Here is a 25,413-nt window from a genome sequence, read left to right as displayed (position 1 = left end):
CCTGATCGGCGTGCTCACTTTTGCCGCCGAGGCATATTACTCATAGGTATAAAACGCAGACATGAAAAAGCCGGCTGGCGCATTGCTGCACCAGCCGGCTTTTTTTGTATTGCCACGTAATTACTCTATTTTGACTTCGACTTTACGGGGCACGCCGCTCTGGCCGGGGAAGTCGGCAAAGGCGCTGGCCACCATGGCCGGCATCACTTGCGAGGTGGCGCGTTTATTGCTGGTCGATTGCACGGTCACGTCGTACAGTTTCTTGCCGCTGCGGTCATTGATCGTCACGCGCAGTTCGCGTTCGTATTTATGGCGCACGCTTTCTTCCACGTCCATCGGACCATACCAGTAAGGGTTGTAACCGAAGCGGCCATAGCCAGGCCATGCGCCGTAGCGATAGCCATAGCGGCCAGGCCAGTAGCCGGCGCCATACCAGAATGGATCGGTGGCTTGCAGCACGCGCTCAGGATAGTCGACTGTCGAAAAATGCATCGCCACGCGCAAATTGGCAGCCGCAGGGCCGGAAGCTTCGCCGAAGCCGTGTTTTGCCAGTTCCGCGCGCATCAGGTTCTGGTAGCTGCGGTATTCCAGCGTATCGTTTTCCGCCGCTGGCGCTTCAAATGCATAGGATTTGTCCTGCAATTGCGCAGGCCATTCATGGAAGACGGTCACGTCGCTGCGTACGGTGGTGGCGCATCCGGTCAACAACACGGTCAATGCGGCCATCATGATGGTGAGATATCGTTTCATTGCATGATCTCCTGATAGTAGACGCAATTCATCGCTTAGTATTATAAGAATAGTTCCATTTGTTTCCATGCATTATTACAGAATGTTACCTGGTATGTCGGCGTGGAAGGGAATCCAACATTCCTGAGTTGAATCGCGACTATCGGGGGGCTGGTGTTGGTAAAATAGGCTTTTGCCTCCGCTCCCACCCATTCCCTATGCGCACAGACAGCCCTCAGACGATTTACCGCAAAGATTACACGCCGCCCAGCTTCCTGGTTGACAGCGTCGAACTTGGTTTCGATCTTGATCCCGCGCGCACAGTGGTGGCGAGCCGGATCCGCATGCGCCATAACCCGGCCAGCAGCAGCCGCAGTATCGAATTGCATGGCGAACACATCGAGCTGGTGGCGGTACGCCTGAATGGCAAGCTGCTGAAGCCGTCGCAGTACAAGCTGACGGCCGGCATGCTGACCATCCCCAAGGCGCCGGACGAGGTGCTGCTCGATATCGAGACCGTGCTGGCGCCGCAGGACAATACCTCGCTGTCCGGCCTGTATGTGTCGAACCATAATTTCTTCACGCAGTGCGAAGCGGAAGGCTTCCGTCGCATCACCTTCTTCCCGGACCGCCCGGACGTGATGGCCAGATACACCGTCATGCTGCGCGCCGACAAGGACAGGTATCCGGTGCTGTTGTCGAACGGCAACCTGATCGAAGAGGGCGACCTGGGCGACGGCCGCCATTACGCCAAGTGGGAAGACCCGTTCAAGAAGCCGTCCTACCTGTTCGCGCTGGTGGCGGCGCGCCTCGTGTGCCAGGAGGAGCGCTACACCCTGAAGTCGGGACGCGAAGTGCTGCTGCAAGTGTGGGTGGAAGAGGGCAACCTGGATAAAACCGACTATGCCATGCAGTCGCTCAAAAACTCGATCCGCTGGGACGAGGAACGCTTCGGCCTGGAGCTGGACCTGGACCGCTTCATGATCGTCGCCGTGGGCGACTTCAACATGGGCGCCATGGAAAACAAGGGTTTAAATATTTTCAATACCAAGTATGTGCTGGCCAATTCGCGCGTGGCGACCGACGTCGATTACGCGGGCATCGAAGCGGTGGTTGGCCATGAATACTTCCATAACTGGACTGGCAACCGCGTGACGTGCCGCGACTGGTTCCAGCTGTCACTGAAGGAAGGCTTGACGGTGTTCCGCGACCAGGAATTCTCGGCCGACATGATCGGCACGGACACGGGCCGCGCCGTCACGCGCATCGACCAGGTGCGCACCCTGCGCCAGGCGCAGTTCCCCGAAGATGCGGGTCCGATGGCGCATCCCGTGCGTCCCGATTCCTTCGTCGAGATCAATAACTTTTACACGGTCACGATCTACGAAAAAGGCGCCGAAGTGGTGCGTATGTACCAGACCCTGGTGGGCCGCGACGGTTTCCGCAAGGGCATGGACCTGTACTTCGAGCGCCATGATGGCCAGGCCGTGCAGTGCGACGACTTCCGTGCCGCCATGGCGGACGCCAATGGCCGCGATTTCAATCAGTTCGAGCGCTGGTACAGCCAGGCCGGCACGCCCGTCGTCACCGCTTCTACGTGCTACGACGCGGCCAGCCAGACGTTCGAGCTGACCCTGGCGCAAAGCTGTCCCGCCACGCCGGGCCAGCCGAAAAAACTGCCATTCCACATTCCCGTCACCGTCGGCTTGCTGGGCGCGGATGGACGCGACCTGCCGCTGCAGATCGATGGCGTGGCATCGAACGGCGCCACCAGCGTCGTGCTGGAGCTGACCGAAGCGTCGCAAACCTTCCGCTTCACGCAGGTGGGGGAAGTCCCCGTGCCATCGCTGCTGCGCGACTTTTCCGCCCCCGTGGTGCTGGAATACGACTATACCGATGCGCAACTGCTGCACCTGTTCCGTCACGACAGCGACCCGGTGAATCGCTGGGAAGCGGGCCAGCGCCTGGCCATGGAGCGCCTGCTGAAGCTGACCGGCGCCGTCTCCGCCGGAGAGGCCTTGGCGCTGGACGACACCTTCATCGAAGCGCAGCGCGCCCTGCTGGCGGACGAAACGCTCGATCCTGCGTTCCGCGAGCTGGCCCTGATCCTGCCATCGGAAACCATCATCGCCGAGCGCATGGCGCAAGTCGACCCGCAGGCGATCCATGCGGCGCGCCAGTTCATGCGCCGCACCATCGCGGCCGCGCTGAAACCTGAATTGCTGGCGCAATACCACGCCAACCAGACGCCGGGCGAATACAGTCCCGACGCCCTGTCGGCCGGCAAGCGGGCGTTGAAAAACCTGGCCCTGTCCTATTTGCTGATCGTACCGGATGCGCAAGAACTGGCGCTGGCGCAGCAGCAGTTCGATAGCGCCGGCAACATGACGGACCGCGCGGCAGCCCTGGGTGCTCTGATACATTCGGGTTCGCAATCGCACGCGCAGGCGGCCCTGGCCAGTTTTTATCGCGACTTCGAGAACGAGGCGCTGGTGGTCGACAAGTGGTTCGCCATGCAGGCCGCCGCGCCAACGACCGATGTGCAAGCCGTGCGCCAGCTGATGACGCACCCGGCGTTCACCTTGAAAAATCCGAACCGCGCGCGCAGCCTGATCTTCAATTTCACCAACGCCAATCCATCGCAGTTCCACGCGGCAGATGGCAGCGGCTACGCATTCTGGGCCGAGCAAGTCATCGCGCTCGACGCCCTGAACCCGCAAGTGGCCGCCCGCCTGGCGCGGTCCATGGACCGCTGGCGCCGTTACGTGCCTGCGCTGCAAAGCCACATGCGCGAAGCGCTGGAACAAGTCGCCGCCCAGGCCAGCCTGTCGAATGACGTGATGGAAGTGGTCAGCAAGGCGCTGGCGAATTAACACCGTAATAATCATTAAAACAGAGGGATTTCATGAAACGCATCAGTCTTACGCAATACCTGGTTGAAGAGCAGCGCTCGAACAACAGCATCCCGGCCGAACTGCGCCTGCTGATCGAAGTCGTCGCGCGCGCCTGCAAGACCATCAGCCACGCTGTCGGCAAGGGCGCCCTCGGTGAAGTGCTGGGCACGGCCGACACGGAAAACGTGCAGGGCGAAGTACAGAAAAAACTCGACATCATCTCCAACGAGATCCTGCTCGAAGCGAACGAATGGGGCGGCCACCTGGCGGCCATGGCGTCGGAAGAAATGGAATCGATCCACCCGATCCCGAACCGCTATCCGAAGGGCGAATACATGCTGCTGTTCGACCCACTCGATGGCTCGTCGAACATCGACGTCAACGTCTCGATCGGCACCATCTTCTCGGTGCTCAAAGCCCCGGAAGGCATGGGGCAGCCGACCGAACAGGATTTCATGCAGGCCGGCTCTAAGCAAGTTGCAGCCGGATACGCCGTGTATGGTCCGCAAACCATGCTGGTGCTGACCTTCGGCAATGGCGTGAACTGCTTCACCCTGGACCGCGAAATGGGTTCGTGGGTACTCACGCAAAGCAATATGCAGATTCCGCCGACGACGAAGGAGTTCGCCATCAATATGTCGAACGCGCGCCACTGGCATGCGCCGGTAAAGCGCTATGTCGACGAGCTGCTGGCTGGTGACACGGGTCCGCGCGGCAGCAACTTCAACATGCGCTGGATCGCCTCGATGGTGGCCGACGTGCACCGCATCCTGAACCGCGGCGGCATCTTCATGTACCCGGCCGATCTGCGCGACACCTCGATGCCCGGCAAGCTGCGCCTGATGTACGAAGCGAACCCGATGGCCTTCATCGTCGAGCAAGCCGGCGGCGCCGCCACAGATGGCCAGCAGCGCATCATGGACATCGCCCCGCACAAGCTGCACCAGCGCGTGCCCGTCTTCCTTGGCTCGAAAGACGAAGTGGCCCGCGTCACGGCCTACCACGCGGAGTAAACAGCCACACTTTTCAGCGATTTTTAGCGGCCCGCAGCCGGGACGCTAAAAAAATGCAAAAAAGTTCGCGTTGACACTAGCAAATTTTGTGCATTGTTTGTAGAATGTGGGTCTTCGCCGTTGTAGCTCAGTTGGTAGAGCAGCACATTCGTAATGTGAAGGTCGCCAGTTCGATTCCGGCCAACGGCACCAAGTATTCGCAGTAAATCAAAGGGTTACAAGCTTCGGCTTGTAGCCCTTTGTCATTTCCGGCTTGTACTTCGCTTGCATGCATGGCCTGTGCAGGATTTGCGTGGAGGGGGATTCAGTCGCATAGCCGCGACGGTCGCCGAAAAGAGGCGGCCTTCCATTGCGTGCGCGTCCTGTACCTGCCGGAATTCTGCACGCCCGGCACCAAGCGTAACCCCGTGTGCGTGCGCGTATACGTTACGTCCGTGCCCCACACCTGATTCGGCCGCGCCACGGGTACGCCCTCGCAGAAGGTAGGGATATACCTTCTGCTCAGGATGCGCCTTGCTCATGTTCGGCCCTGGCGCCATTCGCGCCAGCCCGGTGCTACGCATCAATCGCTGCATGCGCTTGCGGTTGATCGTGGCCGTTTCCAGTATTCTTTGCGGCGCTTATAGGGCGACAAAGAAGGGATGAGGCAACGTTGATCACATCCTTCCGGCCGATTTAAACGTCTTCTCGTCGAACTTGAAGCGCAGCCGCATAAACGTGCCGTGTGCCGTGTAATCGGTGCTCGCCAGGTCCTTGTCGGTGAAGCCGGACAGGTTATGTCCGACCGACAGGTACAGATTGCGCGCCAGTTGGTAACCCACCTCGGCGCCGTAGGCGTACTGGCGGCTCTTGCCCTGCGGACTGTACAGCACTGACGCCAGCACCCCCACATCCCATTTCGGCGCCACGTCCAGCACCGCCCGCCCGCCCAGCAGCCAAGCGCTGTACTTTTGCTCGCCGGCGGGCAGGGTATGGTCGGTGTTGAGCTTGCCCGCCAGGCGCGACGTGATCCACCAGGGCCGGCTCGGGTGGTAGTCGACATGGGTCGAGACGATGTGGGCGCGGTAATCCTCGCCGTCGGGCCGCGCATGGTCGCGCACTGTCTTGTATTCGTAGCGCGCCAGCGCGTTGACGTCGTTGCGCTCGCGCGGACGCCAGGCAAATCCCAGTTGCGCGCGGTCCTGCAAGGTATTCCCCAGCGGCGCGCCGAGGGCGTCGGCGCGGTTGCGCTGGTAGAGCAGGTAATTGCGCGCCAGCAGAGTCCAATCGTCGCTGATCTTGCGCGCCAGCGCCACCGTATTGAGCCATTGGTCCTGGCCCTGGTCGGCGGCCTGGTCGGCGCGGTCGAACAGCTTGCGGTATTCGAGCTTGGCGGAGGCACTCCACAGCGGATCGATGCGGTAATCGATGGCGCCGCTCAAGGCCGCCGCCTCCTGCGCACTGCCGTTGAGTACCTTGACGTATTCGACACCGGTGCTGACGTTCACGCCGGGGCGCAATTGCCAGCTGTTGCGCAGGCCGGAAGCCAGTTGTGCGTTGTGTCCGTCATTCAAGTCCAGGCCGGCGCGATCGCCGGCATTGTCGCGTAGCCGGTACTCGCTGAACACGTTGCCGCCCGCCATGTACGAAGTGTCGATCCCGGCCACTACGCTGGTGCCGCGCTCGGCCGGGTTGATCGAGTACGACGACGCCAGCCCGCTCTGGGTTTCGGCGCGCGCGTACAGGCGGCCGTTCGACTCGGTCGCGTATTGCACGCCGACGCCGTAGCGGTGCTGCCGTTCGCCGTCGACGCTGTGCTCGGCGTCGGCGCTGACGGTCAGCTTGTGGCTGGCCTTGAATTGCACGCCGACCCGCGCGGTGGTGGCATCGACCCCACGGTAGGGGGCGGGCGCTGCACCGCCCTGGGTGGCCTGGGTGTTCAGGGGCAGGCCGCTCAGGGTATCTAGTCCTGCCCCGTCCAGGCTGCCGAAGAAACCGCCGCTTGGGGTTTGCGCGCTGCCCGGCGGCGCCGTGTTGGGAGCGATGCCGGCGTTGGGCGTCAACTGGCCGTTTTCCTGCACATGGCGCAGCGAGAGGTCGAGGTTCAGGCGCTCGCTCAGCGCGTATAGCACGCCCGCGCGCTGGCCCTGGCGGGCGGCGTCGGCGTAGTCGTTATCGCTGCGCACTGCTTCCGCATATAGGCGGGTGCGCTCGTCCATGCGCCACTTGGCGCTGGCGCCGGCGTCGCTTTGTCCGGCACCCAGGCCGGCCGCCGTATTGTTGAAGTAGCGCCCGGCCTGGTGCCACCAGGCGCGCGCTTCCAGCCGCTCGTCCTGGTGGCGTAGTTCGATGCGGCCGGCGTTGCCGTCGCGCTCGTCCATTTGCTCGCCGGCCTGGCGGGTCGGAGTAGCCGACACGCTCTGGCCTGCCGCGCCCTGGCCTATCGTATAAGTGGTCGAATTGCTGCGCGCCACTTCGGCCACCAGTTCGGTGCCCGCGCCCAGGCGGATCTGTGCGGCCACGCTTTGCAACTGGTAGGGCGAGTCGGGATTACGGTCCTCGACGATGGAGGCGCCTACTTTGACGTTCCCGCCCAGCGCCACGTTGGCATCGGCGCCGGCCACCCAGAATTTTTCGCCGCCTTGGTCCACCTCGTACGTGATGCGGATCGATTGCGGGTCGCCGTCCGGCGTCAGGGTGGCGATGGCCTGGTTGAACAGGATGCGCCCGCTGAACGGTTCGAAGCTATAGTCGACATAGCGCTGCAGCGCCACCACTTGCTTGACCAGGTTGGCCTGGTTCTTGTCGCGCACCAGCAGTTCGACCTTGTCCGAATTCTGGATCGCGCTGTTGCTGCGCACTGCGAACGGGCCGGAGGTGCCGTTGGCCTGGTACTCCTCGGTCACTTGCCTGAGGCTGTCGTGGATGGCGAAGGCGTTGCCGCTGATTGCGCCTTCTTCGTAATGAGCGCGCAATCCGGTGGCAGTGCGGTTGTACTGGCCCAGCTTGTGCAGGGAAGCGTCGCTTCCGGCGCCGCCGCCCGCCAATTGGCTGAATTCGGCACCGGTGGCGAAGTCGCCGTACAGCAGGTAGTTCTTGCGCTGGTCCAGGCGCAGGTACAGGCGCTCGGCGGAACGCGCGTCGAAGGCGGTCACCGCCTCGTCGCCGTAGACGGGATAGAAACGGTTCGGATCGAGGTCGCGCAACAGGCGACTATTGTTCGCCTTTTCGGAATCGTAGGCGGCCGTCACGGTGCTGTCGGCGCCGACGTCGCCCTTCATGAAGAAGGCCAGGCGCGCCGCGACATCGTCCTTGCCGCCATTGAACTGGCGGCTCCAGTGGGTCAGCGATTGTTCGAAGCCATCGTTGAAGCGTTGCGGGCTGCCCGAAGAACCCTGGCGGCGGCCGATCACGCCCTCGGCCACGCCGGCGACGAACAAGGGACGGCGTTCGGCCACGAAGCTGAGCTGGCCCTGAGCCTGCAGCGCGCCGCTGGCGACCGACAAGGTTACGTCTTGGGCGTGTGGCGGCGCGACCACGATGAAGCGGGCGATCCCGTCCTCGACTTGGATGCGGGTACCGCGCAGCAGGCGGTCGACCGGCGCACCCAGGCGCAGCCCGGGGGCCGCGCCGGGATCGACGATGCGGCCGCCATTGCTGTCGGCGCTGATCCAGGTGGTGCCGCGCAGCGGCTGGCCATTGGCGTCGAGCAGGTGCACCGTGACGGCGACCTGGGAACGGCCGTCGCCGGGCAGCATGTTGGTGTCGGTCTCTACCACGATGTCGGCCAGTGCCGGATCGCTGCGCAAGGCCATCTGGCCAGGCCGGGCCGGTGTCGCCTGCGGTGCCATCGTCTGGGCATGCAGCGGATAAGCGGCCGCAATCGCCAGTACGCCAATCAGCAGGCGGGCGCGCGGGCCCGTGGGCAGGGAAGGCAGGGATTTATTGCGCATGTTGTTCCCCTTGTGCCGGCTCTGTCACTGGCGGCTTGCCCGCGCTATTGTTGTTCACCTTGTTTTTTACCTTACTTGAGAATGTGACGCCGGAACCGCCAACGGACGGCGGTGCTTGCCCCGATTGGGGCGAGCGGGGTAGCCTGATGCGTTCGAGCACGGGCGCGGCGCACGAGGTTTCGGCGAAGTCCGCGCGAATCAGCTCGCCATTGCGCACGTCCAGCAGCAGGCTTTCCGGATCGCCCAGGTTGCGGTTGCTGGTTTCGCCCAGCACGCTGCCGGCCGGCAGGGTGACGGGCTCGACCTTGATCACGTGCGTGGTCGGGCTCAGGCCGCAGTAACTGTACTTGCCGTCGGCGTCTGTGGTGATACTGGTGCCGTCCTCGAGGTACAGGCGCACCGCCGGGATGCCCGCTTCGCCAGCATCCTGCACGCCGTTGCGGTTGCAGTCGGTGAAGACCTTGCCGGCCACGCAGGCCTCGTTGGTAAACACGCCGCCGCTGACCTGCACCTTGAAGCTCGCTTCGTTGGAGGTGGTGGCGCCGGCGCGCGGTGCCAGCGTGGTCGCGTCGAGGCAGCCGTCGGCGCTGTTGCAGACGTAGGCGCGGGCGCGGTTGACGCCGTCGCCCTGCATGCTGCCGACGCCGACCCGCACACGGTAGCCCAGCACCAGTTCACGGCCGGCCGTCGCGCCGCCCAATTGGAAGCCGAGTACAGCGCCGGGGCCCACCACCGGATCGGCGGCGCGCACGCCGTTCAGCGTGACGCTGCCCGGAATGAAGCGGAAGCCGGACGGCAGTACGTCGCGCACACTGGCCTGGCGGATGGTGGAAGCGGCGCTTTGGCGCAGCACGATGGTATAGCGCACCGTGTCGCCCAGTTCGACACTCTGACGGTCGCCGATTTTGCTCAGCGACAGGCCCGCGGCCACGGCCGCGTCCAGTGGAATGTGGTCGTTCAAGATCGGCGCCGACACCCCGTTGGTGATGTACAGCTTTAGATAGTACTGGGTACTGGCGGAGCCGCCCTGAACCAGGCCGTCGCAGGCGGCCGGATTATGTCGCGCCACGCCGGTGCCCGGGGCCACGTCGCTGTTCTGGATAAATGCCGGATCGGGCACTGCGCCCACGTTCAGCGTGCCGGCGCAGGGTGGCAGCAGGGCCGAGACGGTGCCGTAGCCGGCTGGCGCCGTGAGCACGGCCAGCGTGTAGACGCCGCTCGGAAAGCCATTCTGCAGCAGGTACTGGTAAGCGCCGTCGGCGCCGGTCAACTGGTTCTGGATGGCCGCACCGCCGACCAGGTGGGTGGCCGGATCGAAGCCGGGCGGCCCGTCGATGGTGACCGTGACGCCGGCCAGCGGCTGGCGCGAGACGGAGTCATACACGATGCCGGCCGGGTCGAGCGGCAGGTTTTGCTGGCTGATCTCGTCGCTGGCCGACAGGCTCAGGTTGCGAATAGCGCGCGGCGACTCCAGGCCGGCCTCGCCGCCCGACTCCGGCTTGCCGCCCAGGTTGCTGCCGGATTTATTGAACCGGATGGTAAAGCCGCTGCCGGTAGGCAAGCCGCTCTGTTCGTAGCCGGGGCATACCAGATTGTTGAATTGATACTGGCCCTGCGCATCGCTGCTCACGCCGCATATTTGCTTGTCGTTTTGCGACAAGGTCACATTCCAGCCGGCCACCAGCGCGCCGCCGCTGTGTCCCGGCGTCGGTTTGCTGCTCAGTTGCACCGCGCCGCTGACGATCGGCAGCTTGATGCCGTTGGCGACGCGCTTGCGCAGGCCGAACAGATATCCGTCCAGCTTGCCGCCCGAAGCGGCCAGTTTGGCGTCATCGACGTCGATCGCGCTAATGCTGGTCTGATAAGGCAGGGTGCCGAAGCCGGTGTCGTTGACCTTTCCACCCGCTGCGCCGGCGCGTTCGCGTCCGTCGGTGTACTGGGCGCCGTCGAGGTCGGCCACGTTGCGGCTCAGCGAATAACTACCGGCGGCGAGGGCGGGAAAGCTGAAGCTGCCGTCGGCGCCGCTGGTGGCAACGCCGGTGGCGCTGCCGGACAGATTGATGCGTACGCCCGCCAGCGGCGTTTCTCCCGCATCCTTGATGCCGTTGTCGTTGCTATCGACATACACGAAGCCTTGCAGGGTGCCGCTGCTCTGTTCGCCGAACAAGTAACCGCTGCCGGCCTGGCCGGGGGCGATCACGATGTTGCTGATCTGGTTGTGCGCGGTGCTGTCGTCGAAGCCGCTGTTATCAACGGTGCCGCCGAGGTTGCCGGCCGTTTCCTTGCCGTCGCGCTTGTCGGATGGCTGCAGTTCGGTCAGGGTGTAAGTGCCGCCCTTGATGGTGTTGAAAGCGAAGCCGCCGTCGGCGCCGGTCACTGTGCTCAGGGCCACCTTCGCGCCGTCGAAGTCGGTGCCGTCCAGCTTGACGGTGACCCCGGCCAGGCCGGTTTCGCCGCTGTCGCGTACGCCATCGTGGTTGTTGTCGGAGTAGACCAGGCCAGCCAGGGAGGCCGTGGCCGGCGCCGCGCGGGTGACCTTGACGGTGGTGGTGACTGCGGTGCCGTTCTGTGCCGTGACCACGATGGTCACGGTGTTGCTGCCCACGACCAGCGCGACCGGTGCCGAGGCGCTGCCGCTGGCGACGGGCGCGCCGTTGACGCTGACCGTAGCTGTGCTGTCGGCCACGGTCGGGGTCACGCTCAGCGCGGTGGCGCTGTTCGGCAGGTCGATCGCATAGGCCGTGGTGGCGCTGGCGAACGCCGGGCTCAGGCTGCCGACCGAGGGGACCAGGGCGTTCAGGGTCGCGTTGGCCGAGGCCGCGCGCGTCACGCTGATCGTGTAGGTCTTGGTCGTGCTGTTCTGCGCGGTGACCACGACCGTGACGGTGCTGGCGCCCGTGTTCACGGCGATCGCGCCCGAGGCGTTGCCGCTGGTGGTGACCACGCCGTTGACGGTGACGGTCGCGGTTGGATCGGCCACGGTCGGGGTGACAGTGAGCGAAGTGGTGGCATTGCTCACGCTGGCGGTGTAGCTGGTGGTACCGGCGGCGAAGGTCGGGCTCAGGTTACCGCTCGACAGTGTCAGCGCCGACAGGTTGTTGTTGCTCGAGACCGCGCGCGTCACGGTGACCGTGTAGGTCTTGGGCGTGCCGTTCTGCGCGGTGACGACGACCGTGACGGTGTTTGAGCCGGTGTTCATGGCGATCGCGCCCGAGGCGTTGCCGCTGGCCACGGCCACGCCATTGACGGTGATGCTGGCGGTGGCGTCGGCAACGGTCGGCGTCACCGTGATGGTGGTGGTCGCGGCCGTGATCGATGCGGTGTAGGAGGTGGTGCCGGACGCGAACGCGGGGTTCAGGCTGCCGCTCGACAAGCCGAGGGCCGACAGGTTGGCGTCGCCCGAGGCGGCGCGGGTCACGGTCACGGTGGTGGTCCTGGTGGTGCCGTCCTGGGCCGTGACGATGGTGGTGACGGTGTTGGCGCCCACGTTCAGGGCGATTGCACCCGAAGCATTGCCGCTGGTGGTGACCACGCCGTTGACGGTGACACTGGCGCTGGCGTCGGCCACGGTCGGCGTGACGGTGAGCGAGGCGGTGGCGTTGCTCACGCTGGCCGTGTAGCTGGTGGTGCCGGCGGCGAAGGCCGGGCTCAGGCTGCCGCTCGACAGTGCCAGCGCCGACAGGTCGGCGTTGGCCGAGACCGCGCGGGTCACGGTTAAGGTATAGCTCTTGGTCGCGCCGTTCTGCGCGGTGACGACGACGGTGATAGTGTTGGCGCCGAGCGCCAGCGTGATCGCGCCCGAGGCGTTGCCGCTGCTGGTGGCTACGCCGTTGACGGTGATGCTGGCGTTGGCGTCGGCCACGGTCGGGTTGACGGTGAGCGAGGCGGTGGCGTTGCTCACGCTGGCCGTGTAGCTGGTGGTGCCGGCGGCGAAGGCCGGGCTCAGGCTACCGCTCGACAGCGCCAGCGCCGACAGGTTGGCATTGCTCGCGGCGGCGCGCGTCACGGTCACGGTATAGGTCTTGGTGGTGGTGCCGTCCTGGGCGGTGACGACGGTGGTGATAGTGTTGGCGCCGACCGCCAGCGCGATCGCGCCCGAGGCGTTGCCGCTGCTGGTGGCTACGCCGTTGACGGTGATGCTGGCGTTGGCGTCGGCCACGGTCGGGTTGACGGTGAGCGAGGTGGTGGCGTTGCTCACGCTGGCAGTGTAGCTGGTGGTGCCGGCGGCGAAGGCCGGACTCAGGGTGGCGCTCGACAGTGCCAGCGCCGACAGGTCGGCGTTGGCCGAGACCGCGCGGGTCACGGTCACGGTATAGCTCTTGGTCGCGCCGTTCTGGGCGGTGACGACGGTGGTGATAGTGTTGGCGCCCACGGCCAGCGCGATCGCGCCCGAGGCGTTGCCGCTGCTGGTGGCTAAGCCGTTGACGGTGATGCTGGCGTTGGCGTCGGCCACGATCGGGGTGACGGTGAGCGAAGTGGTGGCGTTGCTTACGCTGGCGGTGTAGCTGGTGGTGCCGGCGGCGAACGCCGGACTCAGGGTGGCGCTCGACAGCGACAGCGCCGACAGGTTGGCGTTGCTCGAGCCGGCGCGGGTCACGGTTACGGTATAGCTCTTGGTCGCGCCGTTCTGCGCGGTGACGACGGTGGTGATAGTGTTGGCGCCGACCGCCAGCGCGATCGCGCCCGAGGCGTTGCCGCTGCTGGTGGCTACGCCGTTGACGGTGATGCTGGCGTTGGCGTCGGCCACGGTCGGGGTGACGGTGAGCGAGGTGGTAGCGTTGCTCACGCTGGCGGTGTAGCTGGTGGTGCCGGCGGCGAACGCCGGACTCAGGGTGGCGCTCGAGAGCGACAGCGCCGACAGGTTGGCGTTGCTCGAGGCGGCGCGCGTCACGGTCACGGTATAGGTCTTGGTGGTGGTGCCGTCGAGCGCCGTGACGATGGTGGTGATGGTGTTGGCGCCCACATTCAGGGCGATGCTGCCGGAGGCGGCGCCGCTGGCGACGCTCACGCCGTTGACGGTGACGGTCGTGCCCGGGGTGTCGACGGTGGGCGTGATGGTGGTGCTGGCCGTCGCATTGGGCACGGCGATAGTGTAGGCGGTGGTGGCGGTGGCGAACGCTGGGCTGAGCGCACCGGCCGTGGCACTCAGGCCGGACAGGGCGGCATTCGCGGTCGGTTCGGTGAACACAAAGCTGTTGAAGCCTTCCCGGAACAACTTGGCGCCGATGCCGGCGGTGCCGCCGTTGCTGGTGATGCGCAGCTCGTCGACGTTGGTGAACTGGGCCGGCGGCGAAATCGGGACCGGGTTGATGTTGCCTCCCGTGGTGAAGTTCCAGCCGGCCACGGCCAGCGCGCCGTTGCGATAGCCGGTGAGGGTGTAGGTGGCGGAGTTGGATTGCGTATCCTGGATGCGGAAGCTCGAGATGCCGAAGGTCCGGTTCGACTGGGCCTTGACGATCAGGGAGCCGACCGCGTCGAAGTCCATGGTGTTGGGGTTGTAGAAAAGAAACATTGATCCGGTGCCGCCCGCCAGGTCGGCATTGCCGACCTCACCGAAGCGGGTATCGGCCGTGTTGGCGAAATAGAATTCGTAGACGACGTTGGGAATATCCATCGATCCCGTGCCGGCCTGCCCGTCGACGATGGAGGGAAACGAGAAGGAGAAGTCGGGCTGGCTGATGGGAATGGTCATCGTGCCGGCGACCGACGGCAGGACGTGGCGGTAGGCGGGGAAGGCCAGCGCGGTGCTGCGCAGGGGAGCGGTGCGCGCCTCCAGCTGCCAGTCGCCACCCTGGGCGGCGGCGCCGGTCCGGTTGTTCGAGGCGGCCACGCGTGCGCCGGTGCGTCCGGCCAGCGCGCCAATAAAGTCCTGGCCCGCTTTGCCTTCGGCCACGTTACAGCCGTACAGCAGAATGTCTGCGTCACGGCGCAGGGCGGCACGGATGATACCGAGGTCGGCGCTGCGCTCGTTCAATTGCTGGCGGCCCAGTTGCAGCGAGCCGAGCTGCAAGCTGCCCGGTCTGCCGTGCGAAATGAGATGCAGGCCGGCGATGTCGCGCCGGGTTTCCAGCGCCTGAGCGATCTGGCGCAAGCCGTCGCGCTCGCCGTCGAGCACCACCACGTCCATGTGATCGGGGCCGCTGCCGATGAGTTCCCGATAATCTGCGACATTATCTTCGACAAACAGGATTTGTTTTCCCGGTTGGATTGATGTGGCTGCGGTTGGCGGCGCGCCGGACGACCAGGCGGGCGCGGGAAAAAGAAGATTGGCGCATATGCATGCCATCAAGAAGAGACGCCACCACATCGGTGTGGTGGGGAACGTTGATACGACAAATTTGCTCATTTTTTCGTCTTTCATTGTCTAACAAGCCTGCCCGTCCGCAGCAGGGCAGGCGGCGGCGTCAGGCCTTTGGTGTTCGGGATGCTGGTGAATAAGATGCGGCGGGCTTTCATGACGGCACCGGCGGGTCCGTTTTCCTGCGCTTGTTGAAACACTACACATGCGAATTGGATATTGCGCATCCCGCAGGAATAGCGGGAAAAAACTTATTGTTGCTGCAAAGTTAATTATGTGAAGAAATTTTAATTTCTCATAGTTATTTATGGCGGATTGCCATGCAGTTTGTTCGCTGTTGTCGAAATGCCACAAAATGACTGTTGTCAAGCGGCCCAGGCCTAGCGTTTCCAATCTGCGGTAGCGCTGCGCAAGCTGCAAAGACAGTCCGGCGCCGTCACCAGCTCCTGCGGAAAATTGTGCGCCTCGATGAAACATCTGCGTGAAAGGCTGCTTAGCCTTCTGAATGAGGAACGGCCCGATCGAAAATGCGACCGGGCCGTCGAGGAAAAACCACACCGTTGTTGCACGCGCGTGCTACGAAAATCTGCTCAACTGAACGGCATTACCGCATAAACGGTGCTTATTTCGTCTGAAGCTTGGTTCCCCGCCAGCCTGCGCCGACGCGCTCATCTACCGCCTAAATGACGAACTCCTGGTGCACCACCGGCTTGTGCGCCAGCAGCAGCGACAGCTTTTTCAAGGCGTTGGCCAGGCGCGCGCGGTCGCGGATGCTGCCCAGGGAGATGTGGATGGCGTTCGGTGGTTTGCTGGCGTGGAATGCGTCCTAGGCCGTGACGGCCACGCCCTGGGCGCGGGCGGTGGCGGCCAGTTCGCGCGAGGTTCCCGCCCGCCTCCTCACCAGGCCTGCGACGATTATTATTTCTGGCAGGCATTTAAGTCTGAGTCACAAGGTGTGGCAGCGCACGGTGGCGCACAGCAGGTGCAGTTAAGGTAGTACCAACAGCTTGCTGCTGATCCAGTCGTTGATATGGCTCAGCCCGGCAGCGTTTAGCCGCTTCTTTTTCCCCGAAGCGAGGAGAATCATGATTCGGTCACGGCATCGAGCATGGTTGGATTTATTCACTTTTAAAGGAAACCATCATGAACGCGATTGAAAAAACCAGCTCCGATATGAACGGCAGCGTCCAGGATACCCGCCAGGATTTGCACCGCACCATCGACAAGGTGGCAAGCCAGGCCCAGCCCCTGGCCGACAAGGTGGCCACGCGCGCACACGACGGCGTGGACCAGGTGGGCGAGCGCATCGAACAGGTGAGCGACACCGTCAGCAAAGCCTCCGAAACGCTGATGGCGCGCGGCAAGCAATTAGGCGCCGCCTGCCAGCGCGCCGGCGAGACGGGGCGCGGCTATGTGCGCGAGCGCCCTGCCGTGTCGCTGCTGATTGCGGCGGCGGCCGGTTATGGCCTGTCGAAACTGCTGGGTTCGCGTAAATAAGTTTTACGCCTTGCTGGAAGGTGCTGTCGTGGGCGCTGTTCCCTTCGCCGTCATGGCGGGGCGGGCCAGCGCCCACGCGCACAGTAGCAGGCAGTATACGAGAGTGATGCTGCGCTCCGTTTTGTTATGCTTGATCGGCATACCTATTCCCATCATTATTTTGATTGCCCTGTTCGTGCGCTGAATGAGGGAGTTGTAGCGTTACTTCCCGGGGCAAACTATTCACAGGAGATGACATGGCTAGCAAGAAGAAAACGCCGTCCACGGACGGTGCGGGTTCCGTCTTGAGCAGCATGTCCGGCCCATCCGATAGCAAGGCGCCGTACAGCCTGGGCGCGGACAATGATATGACCCGTTCGCTGCTGCAAAAAACGGCCGCCGGCCAGCAGCTGGCTGCGGCCATGGCTGTCAATCCCAAGGAAGGCGGCCAGTATGGCGACGCGGCGCGCACGCCGGCCGAAGGCGTGCATGTGGCAGCGGGCGAAGCGCTCGCCACGGCCAGCACCACGGGTGAAACGACAGCGTCACCGAAGACCGGCGATGGCAAGCCCGCGCTTGGCGAGAGTGCCGCGAATGCCTCGCTGGACCGCGCCAGGTCCGATGACAGTGGCTGCGTGCTGACGACGAACCAGGGCGTGCCCGTGGGCGACAACCAGAATTCGCTGAAGGCGGGCTTGCGCGGTCCCACCCTGATGGAAGATTTTATTCTGCGTGAAAAGCTCACGCACTTCGACCACGAGCGCATCCCCGAGCGCGTCGTGCATGCGCGCGGCTCGGCCGCCCATGGTTACTTCGAATGCTACAAGGATCAAAGCAAGCATACGCGCGCGACGCTGTTTGCCAAGGCGGGCAAGCGCACGCCCGTCTTCGTGCGTTTTTCCACCGTGGCCGGCGAACGGGGCTCCACCGATACGGCGCGCGACGTGCGCGGCTTCGCCGTGAAGTTTTATACGGAAGAGGGAAACTGGGATTTGGTGGGCAATAACATGCCCGTCTTCTTCATCCAGGATGCGATGAAATTTCCCGACCTGGTCCACGCCGTCAAACCCGAGCCGCACAATGGCATGCCGCAGGCGGCCAGCGCGCATGACACCTTCTGGGATTTCGCCTCGCTGTCGCCGGAAATCACGCACATGCTGATGTGGGCCATGTCCGACCGCGCCATTCCGCGCAGCTACCGCATGATGCAGGGCTTCGGCGTGCACACCTTCCGTCTCGTGAATGCCAAGGGACAGTCCGTCTTCTGCAAATTCCACTGGTCGCCGATGGCTGGCACGCATTCGCTCGTGTGGGACGAAGCCGTCAAGATCAGCGGCGCCGATTCTGATTTCCACCGGCGCGATCTGTGGGAAGCCATCGAATGCGGCGAGTATCCCGAATACGAGTTGTCCTTCCAGGTCTTCACGGAAGCGCAGGCCGAAGCGTTTCCCTTCGACGTACTCGATCCCACCAAGCTGATTCCCGAAGAGCTGGTGCCGCTTGTCCCCGTCGGGAAAATGGTCTTGAACCGCAACCCGGACAATTTTTTCGCCGAGACGGAGCAGGTGGCCTTTTGCACGGCGCACATCGTGCCCGGCATCGATTTTTCCAACGACCCGCTGCTGCAGGGCCGCATCCACTCGTACATGGACACGCAGATCACGCGCCTGGGTGGCGCCAACTTCCATGAAATTCCCATCAATGCTCCGCTGGCACCCGTGCACAACAACCAGCGCGACGGCATCCACCGCCAGGCCATCAACCGTGGCCGGGTCGCCTACGAACCCAATTCGCTGGCGGGCGGCTGCCCGTTCCAGGCGGGCGCGAAGGGTTTCAACAGTTTTCCCGCGCCCGCCGAGGGCGACAAGGTGCGCGGCAAGCCCGAGAAATTCGCCGAGCACTATGGCCAGGCGCGTTTATTCTGGATCAGCCAGACGCCGGTCGAACAGGACCATATCGTGCATGCGTTCCGCTTTGAGCTGAGCAAGGTGCAGACGGTGGTGATTCGCCAGCGCATCGTCGCCATGCTGCGCAATGTCGACGAAACCCTGGCGCAGCGCCTGGCCGATGCCTTGGGCCTTGCGCTGCCGCCCGTCATGCCGCGCGCTTCCCAGCAGCCACTGCCCGTGTATGCGCCGTCGCCAGCGCTGTCGCTCTTTTTCCGTCCCGGCAAGACGGGCATCCATACCCTGCGCGTGGGCATCCTGGTGGGGCCGGGCAGCGATGGCGCGCAGGTGCGCAACATCTATGCCGCGCTGCTGGCCGACGGCGCCGTGCCGCGCCTGGTGGGCAGCCAGCTTGGCCGGGTCGACACCAGCGGCGGCGCGCCGCTCGACGTGGAAATCTCGCTCGAAGCGGGACCGTCCGTGCTGTTCGACGCCGTCGTGCTTGCCGACGGCCAGGGCGCCGTGCAGCAACTGGGCGACGACGCCAACGCGCTCGACTTCCTGCGCCTGCAATACCGCCACTGCAAGCCGATGCTGGCTATCGGCGCGGGCAAGGGCTTGCTGGACAAAGCAGGCGTGCCGGCGGCCCTGCCCGATGGCAAGCCTGATCCCGCCATCATCGTTGCGCCGTCCGGCGACGTGGTGAAAGCCTTAGCCGCCTTCAAGAAGGCGCTGGCGGCGCACCGTGCATTCGCACGCGAAACGGACCCGCCGAGGGTGTGAGCGGCTGCCTCAGCAACGGAGCCGGCCTCGCCGGTCCCGTTCCTACCCTGTTTGCCCTGCCTGCGCAACGCCCTGCAACAATGTAAACAATAAAAACGTCTTGCGGTGATATGCTGCTGACTAGAACTGTTCATTTGCAACTATTTATATAACACCAGCAACGAACGGCTTCAGCAAACCGGATCGCGACTACTGCATGGACAAGTACACACCGCGCACCTGGGGGCCTGGCGAACGCCCGACCTTGCCCGGGTCGCCATCGATGCCCGAACATTCGACGCCCAAGCGTGTCGCGTATTTCATCGTCGGCCTGATCGTCGCGCTGACGGGGGGACTGGGCAACGGCCTGGTGACGGCCAATCTGCTGAACCTGCAAGGTTCGCTGGCCGCCTATGCCTACCAGATGCAGTGGCTGCCGGCCGCCTATGTGATGACCATCGTGTCCATGAATCTGCTGCTGGTGAAGTTCCGCCAGCAGTTCGGCCTGCGCCTGTTTACGGAAGCGTTCCTGGTGCTGTATGCGCTGGTGACGTTCGCCCACCTGTATGCCAATACCTTGCCGTCGGCGATCGCCGTGCGCGCCGCGCATGGCATGGTGGGCGGCGCGCTGGGGGTGCTGGGCCTGTACTACACCCTGCAGGCGTTTCCCGCGCGGCACCGCCTGAAGGGTGTGGTGCTGGGCCTGGGCTTTGCCCAGCTGGCCTTGCCGCTGGCGCGCATCTTCACCTCTGAACTGCTGCAGATCGGCGAATGGCATGGCCTGTACCTGTTCGAACTGGGACTGGCGCTGCTGGCGCTGGGCTGCGTGCTGGCCCTCAAATTGCCGCCCGGCGACCGCGTGCAAACCTTCGAGCCGCTCGACTTCCTCACCTTCATCCTGTTCGCGCCGGGCGTGGCCCTGCTGTGCGCGGTGCTGGCGCAGGGGCGCACGGCGTGGTGGATGGAATCCGAGTGGGTGGGCGTGTGCCTGGCGTGCTCCATCGTGCTGATCGCCGCCTCGCTGGCCATCGAGCATAACCGCGCGCGCCCGCTGCTCAATACGCGCTGGCTCACCACGGGCAAGATCGCCAAGCTGTTTTTATCCGTGCTGCTGTTTCGCATCGTGCTGTCCGAATCGACGGGGGCCGTGGGCTTCCTGCAGGCGCTGGGTTTGAGCACGGACCAGATGCAGAACCTGTTCATCGTGGTGCTCCTGGGCAGCGTGGCGGGCCTGGTGGTCAGCGCGCTGACGATCAATCCGGCGACGCTGAACCGCTCGCTGATGTTCGCGCTGCTGCTGATCGCCGCCGGGGCGCTCATCGACGCGCACGCCACCAGCCAGACGCGCCCCGTCAACATGTATGTGAGCCAGTTCCTGCTGGCCTTTGGCGGCACGTATTTCCTTGGTCCCACCATGGTGGCCGGCATGGGCGCCGTGATCGCCGAACCGCGCAACCTGGTGAGCTTTTCCGTGATGTTTACCATGACGCAGAACCTCGGTGGCTTGCTCGGTTCGGCCATCGTCGGCAGCATCCAGACGGCGCGCGAAAAATACCATTCCAGCTATCTGGTCGAGCACCTGACCATGCTCGACCCGCAGGTGGCCGCGCGCGTGCAATCCGGTGCCGCAAGCTACGGCGGCGTGCTGATGGACCCCACCCAGCGCAGCGCCCAGGGCGTGGCGCGCCTGGGCGCCATCGCCACGCGTGAAGCCAATGTCCTCGCCTACAACGATGTTTTTTTGATGATCGCCGGCGTCGCCCTCGCTACTTTGCTGTGGATGCTGGTCAGCCAGTCCTGGACCCGCATTACCACCGGCGCGCGTCGCCTGGTCGGCCCCGTGCGCGATGCGCAGACGGCCATGGCCATCGTCCCCATTACCAATTCGGAACCGAACAATGACAGAAAATAACACCACGCCGCCAGTACCTCCCACCGCACCCGCACCCGCCGCCTCCACAGCGCAGCCGGATCGCCGCCACCAGTGGCTGTCCGCGCTGGCCTTTGCCGCCGTGGCCCTGGTGGGCGTGCTGATCGTGCTGTATGCATGGCGTTTGCCGCCGTTCACCAGTCCCATCGTGACGACGGAAAACGCCACCGTGCGGGGACAGGTGACGATCATCGGCACGCAGCTGTCCGGCTATGTGGTGGAAGTGACGGTGCAGGATTTCATGGATGTGAAGGAGGGCCAGCTGCTGGTGCGCATCGATGACCGCATCTACCAGCAGCGCTACGAGCAGGCGCAGGCGCAGCTGGCAGCGCAGCAGGCGGCGCTGTCGAACTGGGCGCAGCAGAAGGCCAGTGCGCAGGCGGGAATTTCCGTCAGCGAGGCGGCCCTGGCCAACGCGCAAGCGCAGGCGCGCAAGGCCAGCGCCGACTTGAATCGCGTGGAGCAGCTGGTGGCCGACGGTTCGCTGTCGCAGCGCGAACACGACCAGTCGCGCGCCACGCAGGCGCAGATGGCGGCCGCGCTGGCGCAGGCCCGTGCCAATCTCGACATTGCCCAGCAAAGCGTGCATAGCGTGGTGGTCAACAAGCAGGCTTTGGAGGCGGCCGTGGCAAACGCGCAGGCGGCCGTCAAGGCGGCGAAGATCGACCTCGATAACACGCGCATCGTCGCGCCATCCGACGGCCAGCTGGGCCAGGTGACGGTGCGCCAGGGCGCGTACGTGAATTCGGGCGCGCAGCTGATGGCGCTGGTGCCGCGCCAGATGTGGGTGATTGCCAATTTCAAGGAAACGCAGATGAACGGCGTGCAGGAAGGGCAGAGCGCCACCTTCCACGTCGACGCGCTTGATGGCGCCGTGCTGACGGGGCAGGTGGAGCGCATCTCGCCGGCCACGGGCTCCGAATTTTCCGTGCTGCCGGCCGATAACGCGACGGGCAACTACCTGAAGATCGCCCAGCGCATTCCCGTGCGCATCCGCATCGATGCGGGGCAGGCGAATGCGCGCCGGCTCGTGCCGGGCATGTCGGTGGTGGTCAGCGTCGACACCTCCGCCGTATTGAACGACTCGGCGGATAATCCCGCTCCACCGCCTGCACCGAAAAAGGCGATCGCGAAGGCCAAGCCATGAAGCGCTGTGTATGGCTGATGGCCGGCGTGCTGGCGCTGGCTGGCTGCGCCGCGAACGCGCCGCCGCAGCCCGCATCGGCCCTGCAACTGCCATCCGGCTGGCGCGCGCAAGGCGAGGGCGGCGCGGCGTTCGCGCATGGCACGCAGGTGGAACAGCTGTGGTGGCAGGCGTTCGGCGATCCTGTGTTAAGTGATCTGGTGGGCGAGGCGCTGGCGCACAATGGCGACTTGCGCGTGGCGCGCGCCCGGGTGCAGGAATACCGTGCGCGCCTGGCACAGGCCGATGCGAACCGCGCGCCCAATCTGGCCTTTGACGGCTCGCCCACGCGCACGCGCACTTTGGCGTCCAGCGGCAAACCGTATGTGACGAATGTCTTCCAGGCCGAACTGCAGGCCAGCTATGAAATCGATGTGTGGGGCCGGCTGGCCAGTTTGAGCGACGCCTCCGCCGAGAGCTACCGCGCCGAGCAGGCCAGCCTCGATGCGGCGGCCCTGTCGATCGCCGCCAGCGTGGCCACGGCCTATCTGAATCTGCGCGGACTCGACGCACAGCTGGCGCTGACGCAATCGACCCTGCAGCTGCGCGAACAGTCGCGCGAGCTGGCGCGCAAGCAGTTCGAAGTGGGCTACAGCTCGCGGCTGGAATGGCTGCAGGCGCAATCGGAGTACCATGCGGCGGCCGAACAGGTGCCACAGTTGCAGCGGCAGATTTTTGAACAGGAAAACGCGCTGGCCGTCCTCGTCGGTGGCAATCCCGGCCCCATCGCGCGCGGCTTGCCGCTGGCCGACCTGGCGGCGCCTGGCGTGCCGGCAGGCCTGCCCTCCGAACTGCTGCGCCGGCGGCCCGACATCGCGCGCGCGGAACACAATCTGGCGGCCGCCAATGCCAGCCTGGCCGCCACGCGCGACCAGCTGCTGCCCTCGTTCAAGCTGACGGCCGTGGGCGGCGGGCAAGCCACGACGCTTACCGATTTCCTGCATGCGCCGACGGCCCTGTGGCGGCTGACGGCGCTGGCGGCCGGTCCCCTGTTCGACGGCGGGCGGGTGCAGTCGCAGACGGATGCGGCTGGTGCGCAGCGCGACCAGCTCGTGTACACCTATGAGAACGTGGTGAGGAATGCTTTCGCCGAAACGGAAAACAGCCTGGGTGCCATCTACCGGCTCAAGCAGCAAGCCGTGGAAAACGACGCGCGCCGCGCCACGGCGGCTGACACCCTTCGCATCGCGCACAACCGCTACCGCAATGGCTACGCTTCGTACCTGGAAGAACTCGATGCGCAGCGTACCCTGTACAGCGCCGACGTGGGCTTGCTGCAGCTGAAAACGCGCATCCTCGTCGCCTCGGTCGACCTGTACCGGGCCATGGGCGGCGGCTGGTCCGCTGGTGGACAATAGCGCCCGCGTGTCCGGCGCAGCCTGTGCCACCGACCGGTGTAATATCTGGCCTGGAAAGGCGGAGGCATGGTGCCAGCCGCTTCCATCACGAACGAACGAGGTCGCAGCATGACGATTTTTGGCATAGGCATCCACATCCTGATCGCGGTATTTTTTGCGATTCACGTGGTGCGCAACGGGCAGCAGCTGTACTGGCTGCTCATTTTATTCATGTTCCCGCTGCTGGGCAGCGTGGTGTATTTCTTCGCCATCTACCTGCCCAATTCGCGCCTGCCGCAAGGCGCGCGCAAGGTCGCTTCGGTGGCCGTGCAGGTGCTTGATCCCAACCGCGAACTGCGCGATGCGAAGGCCGCCTTCGAGTACACGCCGACGGCGCAAAACCAGATGCGCCTGGCTAGCGCGCTTCTCGAAGCGGGCGATGCGCAGGCTGCGGCATCGACATATGAAGCCTGCCTGCAGGGGGCGTTTTCATCGGACCTGGAAATTCGCCTGGGCGCGGCACGTGCGTACCTGGAATGCGCGCGCGGCGCCGAGGCCTTGATGCACCTGGAATTCATTCGCCGTACGGATATGCATTTCCGTCCCGAGATGGTGTCCCTGCTGACGGCGCGCGCGCTGGCGCAAAGCGGGCGCCAGACGGAAGCGAAGGCTGAGTTCGATGACGCGCTGACGCGCTACAACAGCTTCGAGTGCCGCGCCGAGTGCGCGATCTGGGCGCTGCAGCAGGGCGACAAAGTGTTGTCTGAGCGCCTGCTGCTCGATATCGACAGCGCCATGGCCCGCTGGAGCAGCCATACGCGTGCCATGTATGCGCCGCTGCTGGTGCGCCTGGAGGCGGCGCGCAGGTAGCGGCATGACGGTGCGGTGCCTGGTGCGTATTCGCTTACACGCCAGGCACCGTATTCTTGCCTTCAACCAGTTTGTATCCCTTGCCATCGAACGCGTAGCGCGCACGGCCATTCAGGGGCGTGGCGACGCGCGGCGGGTCTGCGTCCGGCTTGAGCGTGACGCCGGGCTTGATCTTTTCGGACGCGCCCGTGAAATCGAGCAGCAAGTCGTCGTAGGCGCCGCCGTTGCGCGCGGGGGCGAAGCGCCACTTTCCGTCGACCATCCAGCACTCGTCCATGTCCGGCGTGCAGGCGCCCATATTGTCCGAGTAAAGGTCGATGCTGCCATCGAGCGCGGTCACCTTGCCGTCGCCGATTTCAAACAGGGCCAGTTGCGTGATGGTGTAGCCCTGGCCCGTATAGCCGTGGCGGATCGCCAGTCCCGGCTTGTTCGCGCCCAGCATGACCCAGTGGACTTCACCCAGCTGCCCTGAAGAACCCAGGGCGGCGATGTTTTCCAGCCGCTTCACGACTTGCCATTGGCCGTCTTCCGGCTGGCCCTTGGGCGCCAGGAAAAAGACATTCAACAGCCCCGGCGAGGCGTGGGCCGATTCTGCCGTGCCTTCCGTGTTGGCCGTTTCCGCATTCGCCACCAGGATGGCGCGGCCATCGGGCAGCAGCTTGTGGCTGACGGCACTGACCACATAACTGAGTTTGTCGACATGCTTGTCCGGATCGGACAGGTCGGCCAGCGCATCGTCGCTGTCGCCACGGTAGTCCTTGCCAAAGACGGCGTGCATCATGCCCGCCTCGCGCTTGCGCGCCTGCGGCGTGTTCACCTCTTCCGTCCTGGGCGCGGTGGCGGCCGGCGGCGGCACGTGCTCTGCCGATGTCGTATCGGCGGCGGGGACATCGGCTACTACGTCAGCTGCCACGTCGGCACTGGCGGGGGCGGTCTTGTCCGAGCAGGCGCCGAGCAGCGCGGATAGCAGTAGCAGGACGAGCGGGGTGCGGTAATTCATAGGCAGGGCAGATTGCGTTCATGGAGAATGGGCGCAGTATGCCAGATAGATGGAAGCGAGGGAGCGCGGCCTGGCAGCCGGTCCTTCGCTTCCTTGCCCGCAG

At 64.6% G+C, this 25,413-nt stretch carries 13 protein-coding genes, 1 tRNA gene and 1 pseudogene; 9 read left to right on the top strand and 6 right to left on the bottom strand.

The window, feature by feature from the left end:
* Nucleotides 1–120: 120 nt before the first annotated feature.
* Nucleotides 121–750 (bottom strand): DUF4136 domain-containing protein, encoded by a 630-nt coding sequence (locus ACQ4WN_RS00455; protein WP_436549777.1) that lies wholly within the window; start codon nt 748–750, stop codon nt 121–123.
* Between the two features lie 197 nt (nt 751–947).
* Here ACQ4WN_RS00455 and pepN point away from each other — a divergent pair, with 197 nt between their 5' ends.
* The 3 genes from pepN to ACQ4WN_RS00440 all read left to right on the top strand — a co-directional run bounded on the left by pepN (nt 948) and on the right by ACQ4WN_RS00440 (nt 4,828).
* Nucleotides 948–3,602 (top strand): aminopeptidase N, encoded by a 2,655-nt coding sequence (gene pepN, locus ACQ4WN_RS00450; RefSeq protein WP_436549776.1) that lies wholly within the window; start codon nt 948–950, stop codon nt 3,600–3,602.
* Between the two features lie 32 nt (nt 3,603–3,634).
* A complete protein-coding gene (locus ACQ4WN_RS00445; RefSeq protein WP_436549775.1) occupies nt 3,635–4,636 on the top strand; it encodes a class 1 fructose-bisphosphatase in 1,002 nt (333 codons plus the stop codon).
* Between the two features lie 116 nt (nt 4,637–4,752).
* Nucleotides 4,753–4,828: transfer RNA gene (locus tag ACQ4WN_RS00440), tRNA-Thr, on the top strand.
* 211 nt (nt 4,829–5,039) lie between these two features.
* On the opposite strand, the pseudogene ACQ4WN_RS00435 reads toward ACQ4WN_RS00440, so the two are convergent.
* The 4 genes and pseudogenes from ACQ4WN_RS00435 to ACQ4WN_RS00420 all read right to left on the bottom strand — a co-directional run.
* Nucleotides 5,040–5,226 (bottom strand): annotated as a pseudogene (locus ACQ4WN_RS00435) (hypothetical protein); the annotation flags it as partial.
* 66 nt (nt 5,227–5,292) lie between these two features.
* Nucleotides 5,293–8,568: a hypothetical protein gene (locus ACQ4WN_RS00430; protein WP_436549774.1), complete on the bottom strand. Its 3,276-nt coding sequence runs from the start codon at nt 8,566–8,568 to the stop codon at nt 5,293–5,295.
* On the bottom strand, nt 8,558–14,854 hold the full coding sequence (locus tag ACQ4WN_RS00425; protein ID WP_436550083.1) for a cadherin-like beta sandwich domain-containing protein: 6,297 nt from the start codon (nt 14,852–14,854) through the stop codon (nt 8,558–8,560). The genes ACQ4WN_RS00430 and ACQ4WN_RS00425 overlap by 11 nt, the downstream gene beginning before the upstream one ends.
* 78 nt (nt 14,855–14,932) lie before the next feature.
* Complete coding sequence (locus ACQ4WN_RS00420; RefSeq protein ID WP_436549773.1) at nt 14,933–15,424, bottom strand: hypothetical protein; 492 nt, start codon at nt 15,422–15,424, stop codon at nt 14,933–14,935.
* Nucleotides 15,425–16,009: 585 nt separating this feature from the next.
* On the opposite strand from ACQ4WN_RS00420, the gene ACQ4WN_RS00415 reads away from it, so the two are divergent.
* The 6 genes from ACQ4WN_RS00415 to ACQ4WN_RS00390 all read left to right on the top strand — a co-directional run bounded on the left by ACQ4WN_RS00415 (nt 16,010) and on the right by ACQ4WN_RS00390 (nt 24,310).
* Entirely contained in the window at nt 16,010–16,363 is a 354-nt protein-coding gene (locus ACQ4WN_RS00415) for an ElaB/YgaM/YqjD family protein (protein ID WP_436549772.1), read from the top strand.
* 236 nt (nt 16,364–16,599) lie between these two features.
* Entirely contained in the window at nt 16,600–19,011 is a 2,412-nt protein-coding gene (locus tag ACQ4WN_RS00410; protein WP_436549771.1) for a catalase, read from the top strand.
* 196 nt (nt 19,012–19,207) lie between these two features.
* A complete protein-coding gene (locus tag ACQ4WN_RS00405) occupies nt 19,208–20,902 on the top strand; it encodes an MFS transporter (RefSeq protein ID WP_436549770.1) in 1,695 nt (564 codons plus the stop codon).
* Nucleotides 20,889–22,067, top strand: coding sequence for an HlyD family secretion protein (locus ACQ4WN_RS00400; protein ID WP_436549769.1), 1,179 nt, complete (start codon nt 20,889–20,891; stop codon nt 22,065–22,067). Before ACQ4WN_RS00405 ends, ACQ4WN_RS00400 begins: the two co-directional genes overlap by 14 nt.
* A complete protein-coding gene (locus ACQ4WN_RS00395; protein WP_436549768.1) occupies nt 22,064–23,461 on the top strand; it encodes an efflux transporter outer membrane subunit in 1,398 nt (465 codons plus the stop codon). Before ACQ4WN_RS00400 ends, ACQ4WN_RS00395 begins: the two co-directional genes overlap by 4 nt.
* A gap of 66 nt (nt 23,462–23,527) precedes the next feature.
* Entirely contained in the window at nt 23,528–24,310 is a 783-nt protein-coding gene (locus ACQ4WN_RS00390; protein WP_436549767.1) for a hypothetical protein, read from the top strand.
* 34 nt (nt 24,311–24,344) lie between these two features.
* On the opposite strand, the gene ACQ4WN_RS00385 is transcribed toward ACQ4WN_RS00390, so the two are convergent.
* Nucleotides 24,345–25,310: a hypothetical protein gene (locus tag ACQ4WN_RS00385; protein WP_436549766.1), complete on the bottom strand. Its 966-nt coding sequence runs from the start codon at nt 25,308–25,310 to the stop codon at nt 24,345–24,347.
* Nucleotides 25,311–25,413 lie beyond the last annotated feature (103 nt).

Origin of the sequence: Janthinobacterium pasteuri (assembly GCF_051380775.1) — a bacterium.
In the GTDB taxonomy this organism is placed as follows: Bacteria; Pseudomonadota; Gammaproteobacteria; order Burkholderiales; family Burkholderiaceae_D; genus Janthinobacterium.
This window is presented reverse-complemented; position numbering and strand designations above follow the sequence as displayed.